Here is an 18,746-nt window from a genome sequence, read left to right as displayed (position 1 = left end):
GGGCAGCTCCATGAACTGGCTTCCCGTGGTGCTGTCCGTGCTCCTCGCCGTCGCGGCGGGCATGCTCGCGAGCGTCGACGCGGCGATCTCCGCATTCTCCAAGGCCCGGGCCGAGGAGCTCGAGGACGAGGGACGCTCCGGCGCCTCCCGGCTCTCGCGCATCCTTGCGGACCCCGCCCCCTATCTCAACTCGGTCCTGCTCCTGCGGGTCATCGCCGAGACCGCGAGCATCGTGCTGGTCGCCCTGGTGGTGGCTGACGAGCTCGACGGCCTGTGGACGCGCGCGGCCGTCGCGGTCGCGATCATGTCCGTCGTGAGCTTCGTCCTCATCGGTGTCGGCCCGCGCACGCTCGGACGCCAGCACGCCGAGGCCATCGCGCTCGCGTCGGCCATGCCGGTCATCGGCGTCACCCGGCTGCTGGGTCCGGTCCCGAAGCTGCTGATCATGCTCGGCAACGCGGTCACGCCGGGCAAGGGGTTCAGCGAGGGACCGTTCGCCTCCGAGGTCGAGGTCCGTGAGCTCGTCGACCTCGCGGCCGCGAGCTCGCTGATCGAGACCGACGAGGGCAAGATGCTGCAGTCGGTCTTCGAGCTCGGCGACACCATCGTCCGCGAGGTCATGGTGCCCCGCACCGACCTGGTGTTCGTCGAGAAGCACAAGACCCTGCGCCAGGCGATGTCGCTGGCGCTGCGCAGCGGATACTCCCGCATGCCGGTGATCGACGAGAACCTCGACGACGTCGTCGGGATGGCCTATCTCAAGGACCTGACCAAGCGCGTGTTCGACAACCACGTCGCCGAGACGACCGAGCGGGTCGAGTCCATCGCACGACCGTGCCTGTTCGTCCCCGACACCAAGCCCGCAGGTGACCTCCTCAAGGAGATGCAGGCCCAGCACACGCACGTGGCGATCGTCGTGGACGAGTTCGGCGGCACCTCGGGCATGATCACGATCGAGGACATCCTCGAGGAGATCGTCGGCGAGATCACCGACGAGTACGACAACGAGCCCGAGGCCAAGGAGCAGCTCTCCGACGGCTCGTGGCGGGTCAGCTCGCGGTTCGAGGTCGACGATCTCGAGGACCTCTTCGACATCCCGATCGAGGACGAGGACGTCGACTCGGTCGGCGGCCTGATGGCCAAGCACCTGGGCAAGGTGCCGATCCGGGGCAGTGTCGTCGAGGTCGAGGGACTACGTTTCGAGGCCGAGGGGCCGTCCGGGCGACGCAACCGCATCGGTCACGTCCTCGTCAGCCGCATCGCACCTCCGCCAGAAGACCTGAAAGGCTCCGACCATGGATATCAGTCCTGAGGACGCAAAGCTGGTGACGCTCGCGCGCACCTCCCGCGCCCGCACCAACGCGGAGCACGGCGCCGCCGTCCGCGACCAGGACGGGCGCACCTACGTCGCGTCGACCGTCGTCCTGCCCTCGATCCGCATCGACGCCCTCGACCTCGCGGTCGCGATGGCCGTCTCGTCCGGCGCGACCGGCATCGAGGCCGGTGCGCTGGTGGGGGAGATGATGCCCGAGCCCCTGGTCAGCGGCACGGCCGTCCGGGACGTCTCGGGGCACGGCATCCACGTCTACCTGGCGGACCCGTCGGGTCAGGTCGTGCGGGTGAGGACCACATGAGCGCCGAGACGGGCCGCGTGCACCGCTCGGGATTCGCCTGCTTCGTCGGTCGTCCCAACGCGGGCAAGTCGACGCTGACCAATGCGCTGGTCGGTGGCAAGATCGCGATCACGTCCTCCAAGCCACAGACGACGCGGCATGCGATCCGCGGGCTGGTCAACCGTGACGACGCCCAGCTGATCCTCATCGACACCCCGGGCCTGCACAAGCCGCACACGCTGCTCGGCGAGCGGCTCAACGCCCTCGTGCGCTCCACCTGGTCGGAGGTCGACACGATCGGCATGTGCCTGCCGGCCAACGAGTCCGTCGGCGAGGGCGACAAGTTCCTCATCAAGGAGCTGGCCCAGATCAACCAGGGCAAGCGTCGGCCCAAGCCGATCTTCGCGATCGCGACCAAGATCGACCTGGTCAAGCCCGACCGGCTGCGTGACCACCTGCTCTCGATCCAACAGGCCGGTGCGGACGCAGGCCTGCAGTGGCAGGAGATCATCCCGGTCTCGGCCGTGGCCGACGACCAGGTCGACCTGCTGGCCGATCTGCTGATCGACACGCTGCCCGAGGGCCCGGCTCTCTATCCCGAGGGTCAGCTGACCGACGAGCCCGAGGAGACGCTCATCGCGGAGATCATCCGCGAGGCCGCGCTCGAGGGCGTCCGCGACGAGCTGCCCCACTCGATCGCCGTCGTGGTCGAGGAGATGGTGGCCCGCACCGACCGTCCGAAGGACAAGCCGCTCGTCGACGTCCGGGTCAACGTCTACGTCGAGCGGGACAGCCAGAAGGGCATCATCATCGGCAAGCAGGGCTCGCGGCTGCGCCAGATCGGCAGCGACTCGCGCTCCCAGATCGAGAAGATCCTCGGCACGCCCGTGTTCCTCGACCTGCACGTCAAGGTTGCCAAGGACTGGCAGCGCGACCCCAAGCAGCTCCGCAAGCTCGGCTTCTAGCTGCTGCGCCCCTCGGGCGCCTACGCTGCGGCCTCGCCCCCGCGCCACCCCTACGCGGCGCGGGGTTGCTGCTGGGTGAATCTGGCGTGGCGTCGAGGACGCTGCTCGGGGTCGATCCGGGGCGGCGGGATGATCTCGGGGATGCCGTCCTCGCCCATCCGGGCGGCCCACTCGCCTTCGTGGACCAGGAAGTGGTGGAAGTGGCACAGCAGCGCCGCGTTGGTCAGGTCGGTCGGTCCGCCTTCGGACCAGAAGCTGAGGTGGTGCGCCTCGCACCAGGCCGGAGGCCGGTCGCAACCGGGAAACACGCAGCCTTGGTCGCGGACCGCGAGGGCCAGTCGCTGGTGCCGGTCGTACAACCGCTTGGTCATGCCGTGGTCGATGACGCGCGTGCCGTTCTCGAGGTACAGCGCGACGAGATGGGCGTTGCAGGCCAGCCGCTGGGCCTTGGCGGCCGAGGTGGTCGTGCCGGACGTGTTGGTCGCGGTGCCCTGCCCGGTGCGCAGGTCGTCGATGTCGATCGTGACGGCCACCGTCGCGGCGAGCCCACCGGCCTGGGGGAGAGCGCCGGTCGGCAGGTGCTCGATCAGCTCGGTGAACGCGTGGCCCATCTTCTGGTCGCGCGGCAGCGCCAGCCAGTCGTCGGCGCCGAGGCCGTGGTGCTCGGCGTTCTCTGCGGTCCGGCGTGGCGCGATGATCCCCTCGATCGCCGCGCGCAACGTGTCGGCGTCCGCATCGGGGATCGTGAACGCTCCGTGCGTAGTGCCGTCGCCGCGCCGGCGCATCGACAGCTTCGTGGCGTCCCAGGCCTTCTGCTCCTGCTGGCGCAGCTGCTCGCCCAGGTGCTCATCGGCGCCGTCGGGGTCGATGACCTCCAGGACCCGGTTGGCCAGACGCCTCAGGTCGTCGAGTGAGTAGTCGGCGGCGAGACGGATCAGGTGCGCCTCGGCGTCGCCGCGCTCCTCGTCACCGCACCACTCGGGCAGCGCGTCGATCGCCTTCATGATCACGCCCGCCTGGTCGGTCGACAGCCCACCTGCGGCCCATGCCGCCCGGGTCGCCTCGGTGTGGGTGCCTGTGACCCGTGCCAGACCGACGAGCTTGGCGGCCTCGCCCTTGCTGATCCCCGTGGTGCTCGCCAACCAGGTCGTCGTCGAGGTCGCGCCCTCCTCCTTGGCCAGTCCCATGCCCTCGGCGCAACCGGCCAGTCTCGACAGGGCGGCATCCATCGAGGTCCGCGCCCTCACGAGCGCCAGCGCGACCTGCTTGACCTCCGAACCGGTCAACGTCCACGGCTCGAGCGCAGCCATGTCGTCGGTCAACGATGACAGCTGCTCGACGATCATGGGCGGACTCCGGAGGACTAGAACGTATGTTCGATCCTATCGCGCTCCGCGGCTCGAGCACAAGGGCTCGCGCAAAGAAGTATCCTGCAATGTCAGTCAGAATCGACCACGGAAAGTTCCCGGTCCCAGCCTACGCCGAGGCTCCGACACCGTCCCTGACGACTTGGTGGGGCGGTCAGCGGACCTCGAACCCGAGCTCGCCGACCGGCTGCTGCTCGGTCACCTGGACGTCGGACACGGCCGCCCGGGGCGGGCCGGTGCGGCACCACTCCACGAGCCGGTCGACCACTTCGGGCGGGCCCTCGAAAACGGCCTCGACCGATCCGTCGGGGCGGTTCGCGACCCACCCGGTGGCTCCCAGCCGAGCGGCCTCCTGCTGGCACGAAGCCCGGAAGAAGACGCCCTGCACGGTTCCTCGCACGATGACATGTCGACGCTCCATGTCTTCCACCGTAATAGGGTCGGGCAGGTGGAAGACCTCGATGCTGTCGACGCCCTGAAGGAGATCGCGTTCTGGCTGGAGCGCGCCCAGGCCAAGAGCTACCGCGTCGAGGCGTTCCGCAAGGCCGCTGCCGCGATCGGTCATCTCAGCCCCGACGAGATCGCCGCGCAGACCCGGGACGGCCGCATCAAGCGGATCAAGGGCATCGGCGACCGGACGTACGGCGTGATCGGCCAGGCCGTGGACGGGCAGGTGCCGGACTACCTCGCCGAGCTGCGCGAGGAGGGGGCAGCGCCCCTGGCGACGGGCGGTACGGAGCTCCGCGCGCAGCTGCGTGGCGACCTGCACAGCCACTCGGACTGGTCGGACGGCGGATCGTCCATCGAGGAGATGGCCCGCGCGGCCCGTTGGCGCGGCCGGGAGTACCAGGTGCTGACCGACCACTCGCCCCGCCTGACGATCGCCAACGGACTGAGCGTCGAACGCCTCACCGAGCAGCTCGACGTCGTCGCCGAGGTCGACGGGGCGTACGACGACTTCAGGCTGCTGAGCGGCATCGAGGTCGACATCCATGACGACGGCAGCCTCGACCAGACCGACGAGATGCTCGAGCGCCTCGACGTCGTGGTGGCCAGCGTCCACTCCAAGCTGCGGATGGACGCCCAGGCGATGACCCGCCGGATGATGACCGCGGTCGCCGATCCGCACACCAACGTCCTGGGCCACTGCACGGGCCGCCTGGTGCAGGGCGGGCGCGGGCAGCGACCGCAGTCGCAGTTCAACGCCAAGGCCGTTTTTGCGGCGTGCGCCGAGTTCGACGTCGCGGTCGAGATCAACTCCCGGCCCGAACGTCAGGATCCGCCCGACGAGCTCATCGCGCTGGCCCTCGACGCCGGTTGCCTGTTCGCGATCGACACGGACGCGCACGCACCCGGGCAGCTGGACTTCCTCGACCTCGGCGCCGCACGCGCGGAGGCGGGCGGCGTGCCGGCCGACCGGATCGTCACGACCTGGCCGGTCGACCGCCTGCTCGAGTGGTCACACGCCAAGCGTTGACGGTGAGCCCAGGCCGGCGGCGAGCTCGCGGACGTCGTGCTCGGTGACGTCCGGGACGAGGCGTCCGGTGACGGCGTCGTAGACGTCGATGAGCCCCGACAGGTCCTTGACCATGCGTCGCGCCCGTGCCGGGGCGTTGCCGCAGTCGGCCCGGCACTCGCCCGACGCGGCCACCTTGTGGGCGATCACGAGCGCCGTCAGTGCGTACGCCTCGGCGGTGCCCAGGTCGGGGGAGAGGGCGAACGGGAAGATCCGGGCCATCCGTTCGTGGAACCCGACGTGCTCGGGGTCGAGGTCGCCGTGGTGGGTCAGCGGGAACTGCATCGCCTCCGTGAACGCGGCGTGCACGTCGTCGTCGGTGTCGAGGCCGATCAGCCGCTCGGCCCGCTCGATCGCCGCCAGCGCAGGCCCTCTCGAGCTGGGCTCCAGCAGGGCGACGACCTGCCGGGCCTGCGCGAGACGCAGGTGTGCGCGCAGGGCGGGGGAGTCCTCGGTCGTGCCGAACAGGCGCCCGATCAGCGGCACGAGCCGTGAGCGGTCGCTGTCACGCAGCAGGTCGTTGACGGTGCGGGCCTCGTGGGACAGCAGCTCGTGGGTGCACTCGGGACGATCGCTCCACTCCTCGCCGGCCAGCAGCGAGACGTACTCCATCACGCAGGCCTCACCGCGCGAGGAGTCGTGGGACCCGGCCGAGAGGGTGGGCAGGGCGTCGGGCACGCGGGAGATCACCCCTTCATCCTCCTCGCGCCGTCAAGCACGCTCGCTCACGTGAGCAGGGCCGCGAGCGTGCCGCCCAGCTCGTACGCCCGGTCGAGGTCGTCCTGGCCCGGATCGCCCATCACCTCGAGCACGTCGGCCGACTGCGCCCATGGAAGTGCCTGGACGATGCTCTGGACCGATCGCACCGCGCCCGTCGTGTCGTACCTGCCGTGCACCCACAGTCCGTACGGCTTCCTCCCGGTCCCGGTCGGCCCGGCCGAGCCGTCATCGCTGAGCGCGCCGCCCACCTCGAGGAAGATCGTGTCGAAGAAGTGCTTGAGGGCGCCGCTCATGTAGCCGAAGTTGGCGCTCGTGCCGAGGACGTACCCGTCGGCACTGAGGACGTCGTCCGCGCGGGCCTCCAGCGCCGGACGCACGACCACGTCGACGCCTTGCACCTCATCGTCGTGGGCGCCGGCCACCACCGCCTCGGTGAGCTGCGTCAGGGTGGGCGTGGGCGAGTGGTGGACGATGAGCAGACGAGCCATGGGTCCAGCCTGCACCCTGACGCGGTCGCCCTCGCACGGCACGTGGCACGAGAGCTGATTCGCCCTCGAATCAGACCCTTCTTCCCCTAGTGTGAGCGACATGCGATCCGGTGCGCGGTCCCTCCTTCGTCGTGGTGCGCGCCGTGCGAGGACGGCCGCCCGGGTGCTCGTGCGGGGGCTGCCCCCGGCCCCGACGGCCGTCGCGCTGCCTGCCGCGAAGCGCTCCACAGATCCGATGCCGGGTCGCTGGGTGCGCCTCACGCACGGTCCGGCACGTGGAGCGGGGCTGCCCGAGCGGCGGGGCCTGGACCCGGCCGAGGCCGCTGCGGTGGACGCCGGCTGGCTGCTCGTGGACGCGTACGAGCGCATCAGCACCCACGCCGCGAAGCACGTCTTCGGGCACGAGCAGGAGGCGTGGGACGCCTATGCGCGGGACACGATCGAGCTGCTGAAGAGCCCCGAGGGCCGCCAGATGGTCGACATCGAGGAGAGCCGGGTCAACCGGCTGCGCTACCGACGCACGATGGATTTTGCGATGAAGGGCGACCGGGTCTTCGACGTGGGGTTCGGCCGTGGATATCTCGCGGCCCAGCTCATCAAGGGCCGCGAGGTCGCCCGCTATCACGGCATCGACATCATCGACACGTGGGTGGAGGAGTCCTACCGCCTCCTCGAGACCAATGGCCTGGCCGACGCCGACATCAGGCTCGAGGCGGGTGACCTGTTCGCGCTCACCGCCGAGAAGATCGCGGCGACCGATGCCAACCTGGTCATCTGCTGCGAGGTGCTGGAGCACGTCGACGACGCCGAGCTCGCGCTTCGGATCCTCGCGGACGCCCTTCCCGAGGGCGCGGACCTGCTGTTCTCGGTGCCGCTGCACGGCCGGCTCGAGCACGTGTGGGGCCATGTCTCGGTGTTCGACGTGGCGCGGCTGAAGGGCATGCTGGCCGGCGCGGGACTCTTCGCCCATCACGTCCAGCCGCTCGCGAACACCTGGACGCTCGTGGTCGCGTCGAGATCGCCCGAGCCGTCAGCACGCGTCCGTGACGCCGACCGCCGGCCGGACGTGGACGCCTCCGCCCCACTGGTCCGCGCGCGTCACTTCGTCGACGTGCCGCAGGCGGGGTTCGTCCCGGCGCGTGGCGGCGAGGCCACGGTGGAGCCGCAGCAGGGGTCGTGGGTCACCTGCCGCTCGACCGGCGGCGGCGTACGGTTCCCCGTCGCCGGCATCGAGTCGCTCCGCCTGGGTCTTGGCTACACCGAGTGTGCCGATCTCGAACGTCTCGACGTCGTGGCGTACGCGGGCACCACGCGCGTCACGTCGTGGTCGTTCAAGCCGAGCGAGCGGCTCCCCGCCGAGGGCAAGCGGGCCGTCTGGCTGCGTGCGGGGGAGGCGTCGAGGGGGTTCGTGCCCGCGCCGTACGGGGCGATGCTCGACGTGGACGCCGTCGAGGTCCGGCCCCGCCTGGGTGCTGGGGGATCGGCGACGTTCGAGCTGCGGGCGGCCTACCTGCCGTAGCCGAGGCCCCCGTGGTGTCGGGCGCACGCACTTTCTGGCTGCGCGTTTGCCTCCATGTGCTTACCATCACATATGGAGTTCGACACCGTAGCGCGGGCCATCCTCGGCAACATCGAGAAGGTCCTCGCCGGCAAGCGCGAGGCGGCCGAGGCCGCACTGGTGGTCGTCCTGGCCGAAGGACACCTCCTGATCGAGGACGTGCCCGGGGTCGGCAAGACCATGTTGGCAAAGGCGCTCGGCCGCTCGGTGAGCTGTTCGGTGCGACGCATCCAGTTCACGCCCGACCTGCTCCCGTCGGACATCACCGGCGTCTCGGTCTACAACCAGGTCGAGCGCGAGTTCGAGTTCAAGCCCGGTGCGGTGTTCGCCAACATCGTGATCGGCGACGAGATCAACCGGGCGTCGCCCAAGACCCAGGCAGCCCTGCTCGAGGCGATGGAGGAGCGGCAGGTCACGGTCGACGGGACGACCTACACGCTCGCCAGCCCGTTCTCGGTGGTCGCGACGCAGAACCCCTTCGAGATGGAGGGCACGTACGCCCTGCCCGAGGCTCAGCGCGATCGGTTCATGGCCCGCATCTCGATGGGCTATCCCGACGCCGCGGCCGAGCTGGCGATGGTGCAGGGCCGCGATGCGCAGAATCCGTTCGACGCGCTCGAGGCGGTGGCCACGATCGACGACGTCCAGCACATGATCGCGACGGCCCGCGCGGTCTACGTGTCACCGGCGGTCGAGCAGTACGCGGTCGCGATCGCGCAGGCCACCCGCGTGCATCCCGATCTCCGGCTCGGCGCGAGCCCGCGCGCCACGTTGCAGCTGGTGCGGGCGGCCAAGGCGCGCGCCGCCGTGCAGGGTCGCGACTTCGTCCTGCCCGACGACGTCGACGCGCTCGTCCAGGTGGTTCTTCCGCACCGACTGATCCCGATGCGCGGGGTCGCCTCGGTCGAGGACGTCGTGGCCCGCATCGTGGCCGAGACGCCCGTGCCGGCCGGCACCGTCCAGCCGAGCTGACATGGCCCGCGACAGACCTCAGGGTCGGCTGCGCGAAGCGGCGAGGTCGGTGGTCCTGACCCGACGCGGCATCGGCTTCCTCGTCGGTGCGGTCATCTCGTTCATCCTCGCGCCGCTGCTGTCGCTGCCGGCCATGCTGTACGTGACGGGGCTGCTGCTCGGCCTGGTCGTGCTGTCCACGGCGTTCGTCCTTCTCGGGCACTCGCGGGTACGGATCGAGCGGTCGTTCAGCCCGCAGGTCGTGCAGCCGGGCGCCCTGTCCCGGGCGACGGTGCGGGTCACCAACCTGTCGGTGCTGCCCTGTCTCGAGGCCCGGTGGGAGGACCATCTCCCGCACGGCATCTCGGGGGACGCCTCGGGTGTCCTGCCGGCCCTCGGCGGGAGCCACAGCGCCGAGTCGCGGGTCACCTTCTCGTACGCCCTGCAGGGCCTGCGGCGGGGGCGGCACGCGATCGGACCGCTGCGGGTCGACGTCTGCGACCCCTTCGGCCTGGTCTATCGCCGTCACGCGTTCGGCACGGCCGAGCCGCTCACGGTCCTGCCCCGGCTGGTCACCCTGCCGGCCATCACCCCGCGCGGGTCGAGCGCCGACGGCGCGACCCGGCCCGCCCCGCAGAACGCCGGTGTCGGCGACGACGACGTCGTCGCGCGCACCTATCTGCCTGGTGACGCGCTCAAGCGCATCAACTGGAAGGCCACCGCGCATCGCGACCAGCTCATGGTGCGTCAGGAGGAGCAGCAGATGACGCCTCGGGCCGCGGTCCATCTCGACTGCGAGCCGTCGAGCCAGGGAACGGCCCGCGACCGCAGGAACGACTGGGAGTACTCCAGCGCGTTCGAGTGGTGCGTCGCCGCCGCGGCCTCGGTCACGGCCCACCTCGTCCGGGCGGGTTACGTCGTCACGGTGCAGTCGAGCGGCCACGCCGTCGATCGCGTCGTCGCGGAGGGGCAGGACACCCTCGAGGACGCGATGGTCGACCTGGCGGTGCTGGAGCCCGAGCCGCGCGACCACGACGCGCGCATCAGTCCCGAGCGCGCAGTGTTCGCGGTGCTGGGGCGGCTCACGCCGGAGCGCGCCCGGCACTGGACGGCCGCTCTCGGGGCGTCGCGGTCAGTCCTCGCGTTCGTCGCGGTCGGCACGTCGACCGCGGCGCTCGACGTGCTCGACGCGGCCCGATGGAACGTCGTGGAGTACGAGCCGAAGGACGATCTGGCCGAGCTGTGGACCCACTTCGACGGGGCGAGGGCCGATGCTGCGAGCTGACCCCCACCCCCGCACGCCGGCCAGGAGCACCGGCGAGATCTGGTTCGACCACGCGCTCGTCGCGGTCGCGCTCCTGCTGCTGCTGAGCGGCTACGGCTCGATCATCGAGGGCAACGACTGGCGCGTCACGACGATGCTGATCGCCGCGATGACGGGCGTCACGTGTGCACTGCTGCGGGGGCTCGGGTTCCGGTTCGTGGCACCGGTGGCCCTTCTGGTCCTGCTGATCGCGATCGCGTGGATCTTCGTCCCCGACACCCTGCTCGCGATCCTCCCGACCGGGGACACGTTCAGCGCCCTGGCCGATCTCGGCCGGTCCGCACGCGAGATCATCGTCGAGGAGCAGGCGCCGGTGGGCGCGGCCGAGCCGATCGTCCTGGTCGTCTCCTCGTCGTTCGGCCTCATCGTGATCGTCGCGGACATGCTCCTGCAGAGCAGACGTGCGGCCCCGCTCATCGGCACGCTTCTGATGGCGGTCTTCGTTGCCCCGGGGCTGATCTCGGGCGAGACCCCGTCGCTGTGGCTCTTCCTGGCCGTCGCAGCGCTGTGGCTGGTGCTGCTGCGCTCCCGCACGCCCGGCACGGGCCTCGCACGCCGCGGGGCGGGACCCGCGCTGGTCCTGGGTGCGGGTGCGCTCGCCGCAGCGGTCGCCTTCCCGGTCGTGTCGCCCGACGTCAGCGCGGTGGCCGCGAGCTGGGGACGTCCGCCGCCGGCCGTGTTCGGGCGCGACATCAACCCGATGCTCCAGCTCGGGCAGAACCTGCGTCGCAACTCCAGCAGCCAGGCGCTGACCTACACGACCACCGCGGACACCGCGCAGTACCTCAAGGTCGCGACCCTGCGCGACTTCACCGGCAAGACGTGGCGGCCCGCCGAGTTCGGCCGCTTCGACCGGCTGGAGGGCCAGCTGCCGATCAACAACGAGATCGCGATCGACCAGATCAGGACCACGATCTCGATCAAGGGGCTGCGCAGCTCACTGCTGCCTGTCCCGTACCCGGCGCTGCCGATCGTCCGAGGCCTCAAGGGGGAGTGGAGCTTCCGCAACCCCGGCCTCACCCTGCGCTCGGAGCAGGACGACTCCCGCGGGGAGACGTACTCGGTCGAGAGCCTGGAGGTCGCGCCGACGGCCGAGCAGATGCGGGCGATCGAGACCCCGATCGGCCCCCAGCTGGCCCGATACGTCGAGCTTCCCAACGACCTGCCGCGCATCATCCGTGACACGGCCGAGGAGGTCACGGCGGGCGCGGACAACGACTACGACCGCGCACGGGCGCTGCAGAGCTTCTTCCGCTCGAGCGGCGGCTTCCGCTACTCCGAGACCACGCCCGCGGCCGAGGACTACGACGGCAACGGCATGGACGTGATCGCCAGGTTCCTCGAGGTCAAGGCCGGCTACTGCGTGCACTTCTCGTCCTCGATGGCCGTCATGGCCCGGGCGCTCGGCATGCCCGCGCGCATCGCGGTCGGCTACGCGCCGGGATCGGTGATCGGCGACCGGGGCGGCTCGACCGAGTACGAGGCGACCTCGGACAACCTGCACGCGTGGACCGAGATCTACTTCCAAGGCGTCGGGTGGACGCGCTTCGACCCGACCACCAACGTGGGCAGCTCGACCGCGTTCGAGGAGCCCGCCGCCGTGGTGGAGGACAGCGAGGACGAGGCGTCCCCGGCCCCCGCCGCGCGCGACCGGAGCCAGGACAACGTGCCCGAGGAGGCGGCCGCAGCCGAGGCCACCGAGTCCAAGACGTCGTCGCGCACCGCCTTCACGACGCTCGCGGCCCTCCTGGTCCTCGGCGCGGCTCCCTGGCTCGTGCGCAGCCTCCGACGACGGTGGCGGCTGGCGCGTGGACACACGTCCGTCGAGCCGTTGTGGCGTGAGCTCGAGGACGTCGCGCGTGATCTCGGGATCCCTGGCTCCGCCGCCGACACGCCACGCGGCTTCGCCGCTCGGCTGCGTCAGCGGGACGGGGTCGACACCGACGCGCTCGACCGGCTGCTCCGGCGGGTCGAGGCGACCCGCTTCGCCAAGGACGCAGCCGGCGGCGGTGACGAGACGGCCGACCTGGTCGCGGTCGCCTCCTCGCTCCGCGCGGGCGCGAGCCCGGTCGATCGGCTCCGAGCGACCCTCCTGCCCCGCTCGCTCGGTGGCCGGGTCGCGGTCCAGGCGCCCGCCGCGCCGGGCACGCTGGCCACCTGACCAGGCGTTACCGCTCGGGTGAGGGCGGGGTGCCGTCGCCGAACGGACGGCCGCCGAGCGCCTCGCGTCCGTGCGGGGTCAGCCAGACCTCCGGATCGGGGCCCTGCGGCACGATCTGTGTCGGGTTGATGTCGGTCTGCACGACGTAGTAGTGCTGCTTGATCTGATCGAAGTCGATCGTCTCGCCGAAACCCGGGGTCTGGAACAGATCGCGCGCGTACGCCCACAGCACCGGCATCTCGGTCAGCTTCTGCCGGTTGCACTTGAAATGACCGTGGTAGACCGCGTCGAAGCGGGCCAGGGTCGTGAACAGCCGCACGTCGGCCTCGGTGATCGAGTCGCCCATCAGGTAGCGGCGGTCCGCGAGCCGCTCCTCGAGCCAGTCCATCGCCGCCCACAGGCGTTCGTACGCTGAGTCGTACGCCTCCTGCGTGCCGGCGAAGCCGCAGCGGTAGACCCCGTTGTTGATCTCGGTGAAGATCCGCTTCATGACGTCGTCCATCTCGTCGCGGACGTCGGCGGGCCACAGGTCGGGGGCGCCCTCGCGGTGGTGCTCGGTCCACTCGGTCGCGAGGTCGTGGGTGATCCACGGGAAGTCGTTCGTGACGACCTGACCGGTCGGCACGTCGACCATCGCGGGCACCGTGATGCCTCGCGGGTAGTCGGGGAACCGCTTGAAGTACGCCTCCTGCAGGCGCTCGATGCCGAGCACCGGGTCGCGACCGCCGGGGTCGAGGTCGAAGGTCCAGCTGCGGGCGTCGTGGGTGGGACCGCAGTAGCCGATCGAGATGACGTCCTCGAGGCCCAGCAGGCGCCGGACGATGATCGCGCGGTTGGCCCACGGGCACGCCTTGGCCACGATCAGGCGGTAGCGCCCCGGCTCGACGGGCCAGCCATCGCGCCCGTCGCGGGTGATCCGGTCCGGGATGTAGTTCATGTCCCGGTCGAACTCCTTGTTCGGCTCGACGTACGACCCCATGCTCGACTGGCTGCTCATGCAGCCAGCGTAGATCGCAGGGGCAGACCGCGCCGGGCGACTAGGGTGACCTGCGTGTTGGAGCCGGCGGGGGAGGTCGAGAGCGACACGTTCGAGCGGGCGGTCGACCTCGGGCGGTTCGACCCGCGCGCACGGCGGACGTTGGTCGCCGCCGCGGCGACAGGTGTCGTCGGCATGATCTTCGCGGGATGGCCCGTGGTGTGGCACCTCCTGGACACGGCCGCGGTCCTCGGCGACGCGGCCGGGAGCGGTGCCCCATCGGCGCTGGACGGGGACCGGGCCTACTTGCCGCTGTACACCGCGGCGTACGTCGTCTCGATCCTCCCGTTCGTGATCGCGGTGGTCGCCTATCTGCTCTGGCGCCGGGGGCACGCCGCTGCCGACCGGTTGCCGACGCGGCTCCTGGTCGCCCTGGCTGCCCTGTTCGCCCTGCAGCTCACGTCGGTCGCGGTGGCCTGGGGCGATCAGTACACCGGTCGCGCGATCCAGGAATCGTTGGAGGACGTGGGCGTCAGTTGGTGGGGTCGCGACGTGATCGAGCGAGCCTGGTACGCAGGCTACGCGGCCCAGGCCGCGACGGCGGCCCTGTGCTCCGCCGTGCTCGGGCTCGACCCGCGTCGGGGGTGGTGGGTGTTCGCGATCGGCTTCGTCGCCGTGGTGCCCGCCGGGTGGCTGGTCCTGGGCGGGCCGTACCTGGGCTGACTCCAGGCCTGATAGCCTCAGGGCCTATGCGGAACCAGAGCCTGCTTCTTCTCTGCCGCGTCGAGGTCCTCTAGGTCGGACCCCTCGGCGCGGAGTTTGTCACGTCCCGGCCGCACGTCAGCCCCTGACGGACCATCACAGACAAACACCCCGAGGAATCCGATGAACGCCTACGTCTCCACCCCCCAGCAGCCGAGCGGGATGCCGTTCCAGCGCTACGCGCCGTTCGTGCCCGTCGACCTGCCGGACCGCACCTGGCCCGCGACGACCATCACGAAGGCCCCGCGCTGGTGCGCGGTCGACTTGCGCGACGGCAACCAGGCCCTGATCGACCCGATGACCCCCGCGCGCAAGCTGGCGATGTTCCAGCTGCTCGTCCGCATGGGCTACAAGGAGATCGAGGTCGGCTTCCCGAGCGCGAGCCAGACCGACTACGACTTCGTCCGCCAGCTCATCGAGGGCGACCACATCCCCGACGACGTGGTCATCCAGGTGCTGACGCAGTGCCGTGAGCCCTTGATCGACCGCACCTTCGAGTCGCTGGTCGGTGCCAAGCAGGCCATCGTCCACTTCTACAACTCCACCTCGACGCTGCAGCGCCGGGTCGTGTTCGGGCTGGACAAGGACGGCATCACCGACATCGCGACGCAGGGCGCGCGTCTGTGCATGAAGTACGCCGAGATCCACAGCCCCGACACGAAGATCTTCTACGAGTACTCGCCGGAGTCCTACACGGGCACCGAGCTGGACTACGCGCTCGAGGTCTGCAGCGCGGTCATCGACGTCATCGACCCGACGCCGGAGTGGCCGCTGATCATCAACCTGCCGGCGACGGTCGAGATGGCCACGCCCAACGTCTACGCCGACTCGATCGAGTGGATGCACCGCCACCTGCCGCGCCGCGACAGCATCATCTTGTCGCTGCACCCCCACAACGACCGGGGCACGGGCGTCGCGGCGGCCGAGCTGGGCTACATGGCCGGCGCCGACCGCATCGAGGGCTGCCTGTTCGGCAACGGCGAGCGCACGGGCAACGTGTGCCTGGTGACGCTGGGCATCAACATGTTCAGTCAGGGCATCGACCCCGAGATCGACTTCAGCAACATCGACGAGGTGCGCCGCACGGTCGAGTACTGCAACGAGCTGCCGGTGCCCGAGCGGCACCCGTACGGCGGCGACCTGGTCTACACCGCGTTCAGTGGCTCGCACCAGGACGCGATCAAGAAGGGCTTCGAGCACATGGCGGTCGACGCCGCGGCCGCGGGCCGCGACGTCGACGACATGCCGTGGGCGGTGCCCTACCTGCCGATCGACCCGAAGGACGTGGGCCGGTCGTACGAGGCGGTCATCCGGGTCAACAGCCAGTCCGGCAAGGGTGGCGTCGCGTACATCCTCAAGAACGACCACCAGCTGGACCTGCCGCGCCGCCTGCAGATCGAGTTCAGCCAGGTCGTCCAGGGCCTCACCGAGGGCGAGGCCGGAGAGATCGAGCCGGCCGAGATCTGGGCGGCGTTCCAGCGCGAGTACCTCGAGCGCGAGGCTCCCTACTCGTTGATCACCTACAGCTCGGTCACCTCGGCCGACGGCAGCGACCAGCAGGTCGTCGAGATGCAGGTGCGCGGCGAGGTGCAGGAGTTCAAGGGCGAGGGCAACGGCCCGGTCGCGGCCTTCATCGAGAGCCTGCGCCAGGCCGGCGCCGACATCCGTCTGCTGGACTACTCCGAGCACGCCCTGTCCTCGGGCGGTGACGCATTCGCCGCGGCGTACGTCGAGTGCGACGTCGCGGGCGAGACCGTGTGGGGCGTCGGCATCCACGAGAACATCGTCACCGCCTCGCTGCGGGCGGTCGTCTCGGCGGCCAACCGCGCCGCGGCCCAGACGATCCCGGCCCAGACGATCTCGGCCTAGCCGATCGCGGCCGCGCTGCGCCGCTGGTCGACCACGAGGGTCACCAGCGCCAGCGCGGCCAGCACGGCGGCCGCACCCGAGAACGCGATGCCGGTGGCGTCGAGGCCCCAGCGGTCCGACGCGATGCCGCTGCCGATGACCGGCACCGAGATCGCAACGTAGGCGACCACGAAGAACGCCGACGTCGTGCCGGCCCGCTCGTGGGCCGCCACCCGGGTGAGCACCGCCGCGAGGCCCTTGCTGAACGAGACGCCCTGGCCGGCACCCGCGACCACCGCGGCGACGAGCATGAGCCACAGCGACCTCTCGACCAGCGAGGTCGTGAAGAGCGCGAGACCCACGACCAGCAGGCCGCACCCCAGGTTGACGCCCGGATCGGTGGGCATGCGGTGCAGCAGCACCTGCGCGACGACCGAGGCGGCGAAGAGGGCGAACACGACCGAGACCGAGACGAGCGGGGTGGGGGAGTCGACCGCCTCGGCAACGAAGCGTGGCGACACTGCGGTGAACAGACCCGAGACGGCGAATCCCGCGAAGCCGGCGATGCCCGCGCCGATGAACGTCGTGCGTGCCGCGGCCGGGACGAGCGGACGCTGCAGGCGTGGGCGGGTGCCCCTGGCGACGTCGACGGTCTCGGGCACCTGGGTGAGGAGCACCAGCACGAGCAGCGCGGCGATCGCGTGCACCACGAACGTCAGGTGCAGGGGCCACGCGAAGGCGTCCACCAGCGTGGCGGCCACGACCGGGCCCAGACCCAGCCCGCCGATGTTGGCGACCGTCGCGAGGAGCGGTGCGCGGGCCCTCCACCGCTCGGGGGCGGCCTCGATGACCGCGGCTGTCGCGGCGCCGACGTAGATGCCGGCGGAGATCCCGGACACCGCCCGGGCCACGAGCAGGAGCCAGGTGGTGTCCGCGACGAGGAAGACCAGGTCGCTCGCGAGGGAGATCGCCAGGCCCGCGAGCAGCAGCGGGCGTCGGCCGATCGCGTCGGACCAGCGTCCGAACAGGAGCAGTGCCGCCAGGACCCCGAACGCGTAGGTCGCGAAGACGATCGTGATCGTGGTCAGGGAGAAGCCGATCTCGTCCTGGTAGAGCCCGTAGAGCGGGGTCGGCAGCGTCGTGCCGATCATCGTGACCATGAAGGCCAGCACGATGACGGCGAATGCGCGAGCGCCGGCGAGTCGAGGCATGGGAGGGCTCCTGAGGGGGACCACGGGGTCAACTCCGGTGTGCCCTGCGCGCGTCCCGAGCGCCGTGTGAGGTGCACCACTGGTGTACCGACCAGCCGGTACACAGACAACGGCCGGTGGGCGGTACGCTCGCTGTGACGCCGGTCACCACCGGCGCATCGGTGTGCTCCGCCGGACCGGCGGAGTCGTGAGGAGGATTCCGTGACGCGCATCATCAACCAGGTCGCCGTGTTCGGGCTCGGCAAGGTCGGCGAGCTCGTCGCCGACCTGCTCGGCGAGTCGGGCTTCAAGGTCGTCGGCTACGACGCAGCCCCCCGTGACGACCTCGCCTTCGAGGTCAAGGCGCTCGACGTCAGGGACGCCGCCGGTCTGCGCGACTCGCTCCGCGGCGTCGACGCGGTCGTGTCCTGCCTGCCGTACCACCTCAACATCGACGTCGCCGAGGCCGCGTACGACGCGCAGGTCCACTACTTCGACCTGACCGAGGACGTGCCCACCACGAACCGGGTCATCGAGCTCGCGTCGGACCGCCCCGCCACGGCGTTCGCGCCGCAGTGCGGGCTCGCGCCGGGACTCATCGGCATCATCGGTGCCTCGATCGCGAAGACGTTCGACGACATCCGCTCGATCGAGCTCAAGGTCGGCGCGCTGCCGCAGAACCCGACCGGTCTGCTGGGCTACGCGATCAACTGGTCGCCCGAGGGCGTCGTCAACGAGTACCTCAACGACTGCGAGGTGCTGCGCCAGGGCCACCGCCAGATGGTGCCCGCCATGACCGAGAAGGAGCGGGTGCTCATCGGCGGCATCGAGCTCGAGGCGGCGCTGACGTCCGGCGGCCTCGGCACGATGTGCGAGACGTACGAGGGTCGCGTCAGCCGACTGGACTACAAGACGCTGCGCTATCCCGGTCACTTCGACCAGATGCACTTCCTGTTCGACGAGCTCAACCTGCGCGAGCGCCGTGACCTGGTCGGCCAGATGCTGGTCGACTCCAAGCCCCCGGTCAACGACGACGTGGTCTACATCCACGCCGCGGTCGAGGGCGTCAAGGCCGGCAAGCCGTTCCGTGAGAACCACGTCCGGGCCTACAAGCCGCTCGACATCTCGGGCCGCACGTGGCGTGCGATCTCGTGGACGACGGCCGCCTCCGCGGTGAGCGTCGTCGAGCTGGTCGCGGACGGGGTGCTGCCTGGGGCAGGATTCATCAAGCAGGAGGACATCACGCTGGAGGCGTTGTTCTCGACTCAGGCCGGCCGGCACTTCGCCGAGCAGGGAAAGGTGTGAAC

The 18,746-nt window shown here is 70.5% G+C and carries 17 protein-coding genes; 11 read left to right on the top strand and 6 right to left on the bottom strand.

The features are described 5' to 3' along the window. Positions 1–10 precede the first annotated feature (10 nt). From GEV27_RS12775 to era, 3 genes are read left to right on the top strand one after another with little or no spacing between them, the layout of a single operon-like run. A complete protein-coding gene (locus GEV27_RS12775) occupies positions 11–1,312 on the top strand; it encodes a hemolysin family protein (protein ID WP_153934562.1) in 1,302 nt (433 codons plus the stop codon). Then, entirely contained in the window at positions 1,296–1,634 is a 339-nt protein-coding gene (locus GEV27_RS12770) for a cytidine deaminase (protein ID WP_153652161.1), read from the top strand. The genes GEV27_RS12775 and GEV27_RS12770 overlap by 17 nt, the downstream gene beginning before the upstream one ends. Continuing rightward, positions 1,631–2,578 (top strand): GTPase Era, encoded by a 948-nt coding sequence (gene era, locus GEV27_RS12765; RefSeq protein ID WP_153911617.1) that lies wholly within the window; start codon positions 1,631–1,633, stop codon positions 2,576–2,578. The genes GEV27_RS12770 and era overlap by 4 nt, the downstream gene beginning before the upstream one ends. A gap of 50 nt (positions 2,579–2,628) precedes the next feature. Here era and GEV27_RS12760 read toward each other — a convergent pair whose 3' ends face one another. Both GEV27_RS12760 and GEV27_RS12755 read right to left on the bottom strand, forming a co-directional pair. Next, on the bottom strand, positions 2,629–3,924 hold the full coding sequence (locus GEV27_RS12760; protein WP_153934559.1) for an HNH endonuclease signature motif containing protein: 1,296 nt from the start codon (positions 3,922–3,924) through the stop codon (positions 2,629–2,631). Between the two features lie 175 nt (positions 3,925–4,099). Beyond that, entirely contained in the window at positions 4,100–4,366 is a 267-nt protein-coding gene (locus GEV27_RS12755) for an acylphosphatase (RefSeq protein WP_153934557.1), read from the bottom strand. A gap of 27 nt (positions 4,367–4,393) precedes the next feature. On the opposite strand from GEV27_RS12755, the gene GEV27_RS12750 reads away from it, so the two are divergent. Then, positions 4,394–5,422, top strand: coding sequence for a PHP domain-containing protein (locus GEV27_RS12750; protein WP_309222225.1), 1,029 nt, complete (start codon positions 4,394–4,396; stop codon positions 5,420–5,422). Here GEV27_RS12750 and GEV27_RS12745 read toward each other — a convergent pair. Together GEV27_RS12745 and GEV27_RS12740 are read right to left on the bottom strand one after the other, a co-directional pair. After that, positions 5,405–6,151, bottom strand: a complete 747-nt coding sequence (locus tag GEV27_RS12745; protein ID WP_153934553.1) for a hypothetical protein — start codon at positions 6,149–6,151, stop codon at positions 5,405–5,407. The genes GEV27_RS12750 and GEV27_RS12745 overlap by 18 nt on opposite strands. A gap of 35 nt (positions 6,152–6,186) precedes the next feature. After that, a complete protein-coding gene (locus GEV27_RS12740; RefSeq protein WP_153934551.1) occupies positions 6,187–6,669 on the bottom strand; it encodes a flavodoxin family protein in 483 nt (160 codons plus the stop codon). Between the two features lie 100 nt (positions 6,670–6,769). Between GEV27_RS12740 and GEV27_RS12735 the strand changes: the two genes are divergently transcribed. The 4 genes from GEV27_RS12735 to GEV27_RS12720 all read left to right on the top strand — a co-directional run bounded on the left by GEV27_RS12735 (position 6,770) and on the right by GEV27_RS12720 (position 12,663). Further along, positions 6,770–8,188: a bifunctional 2-polyprenyl-6-hydroxyphenol methylase/3-demethylubiquinol 3-O-methyltransferase UbiG gene (locus tag GEV27_RS12735; protein ID WP_153934549.1), complete on the top strand. Its 1,419-nt coding sequence runs from the start codon at positions 6,770–6,772 to the stop codon at positions 8,186–8,188. Positions 8,189–8,260: 72 nt separating this feature from the next. Beyond that, positions 8,261–9,199: a MoxR family ATPase gene (locus tag GEV27_RS12730; protein WP_153652169.1), complete on the top strand. Its 939-nt coding sequence runs from the start codon at positions 8,261–8,263 to the stop codon at positions 9,197–9,199. Between the two features lie 49 nt (positions 9,200–9,248). Further along, the gene (locus GEV27_RS12725) at positions 9,249–10,463 is read left to right on the top strand and encodes a DUF58 domain-containing protein (RefSeq protein ID WP_194839975.1); all 1,215 of its coding nucleotides are present in this window, start codon (positions 9,249–9,251) and stop codon (positions 10,461–10,463) included. Continuing rightward, complete coding sequence (locus GEV27_RS12720) at positions 10,450–12,663, top strand: DUF3488 and transglutaminase-like domain-containing protein (RefSeq protein WP_153934547.1); 2,214 nt, start codon at positions 10,450–10,452, stop codon at positions 12,661–12,663. The genes GEV27_RS12725 and GEV27_RS12720 overlap by 14 nt, the downstream gene beginning before the upstream one ends. A 7-nt stretch (positions 12,664–12,670) precedes the next feature. Here the strand turns inward: GEV27_RS12720 and GEV27_RS12715 are convergent, their stop codons facing one another. Then, the gene (locus GEV27_RS12715) at positions 12,671–13,660 is read right to left on the bottom strand and encodes a glutathione S-transferase family protein (RefSeq protein WP_153934545.1); all 990 of its coding nucleotides are present in this window, start codon (positions 13,658–13,660) and stop codon (positions 12,671–12,673) included. A gap of 54 nt (positions 13,661–13,714) precedes the next feature. On the opposite strand from GEV27_RS12715, the gene GEV27_RS12710 reads away from it, so the two are divergent. Next, positions 13,715–14,362: a hypothetical protein gene (locus GEV27_RS12710; RefSeq protein ID WP_153934543.1), complete on the top strand. Its 648-nt coding sequence runs from the start codon at positions 13,715–13,717 to the stop codon at positions 14,360–14,362. 162 nt (positions 14,363–14,524) lie between these two features. After that, entirely contained in the window at positions 14,525–16,270 is a 1,746-nt protein-coding gene (gene leuA, locus GEV27_RS12705; protein ID WP_153934541.1) for a 2-isopropylmalate synthase, read from the top strand. Here the strand turns inward: leuA and GEV27_RS12700 are convergent. Continuing rightward, positions 16,267–17,460, bottom strand: a complete 1,194-nt coding sequence (locus GEV27_RS12700) for an MFS transporter (RefSeq protein ID WP_153934539.1) — start codon at positions 17,458–17,460, stop codon at positions 16,267–16,269. The two genes, leuA and GEV27_RS12700, sit on opposite strands and share 4 nt — an antisense overlap. A 201-nt stretch (positions 17,461–17,661) precedes the next feature. On the opposite strand from GEV27_RS12700, the gene GEV27_RS12695 reads away from it, so the two are divergent. Continuing rightward, positions 17,662–18,744: a saccharopine dehydrogenase family protein gene (locus GEV27_RS12695; RefSeq protein ID WP_208431029.1), complete on the top strand. Its 1,083-nt coding sequence runs from the start codon at positions 17,662–17,664 to the stop codon at positions 18,742–18,744. Positions 18,745–18,746: the final 2 nt, after the last annotated feature.

Source organism: Aeromicrobium sp. S22 (assembly GCF_009661045.1).
GTDB classification, from domain to species: domain Bacteria; phylum Actinomycetota; class Actinomycetes; order Propionibacteriales; family Nocardioidaceae; genus Aeromicrobium; species Aeromicrobium yanjiei.
This window is presented reverse-complemented; position numbering and strand designations above follow the sequence as displayed.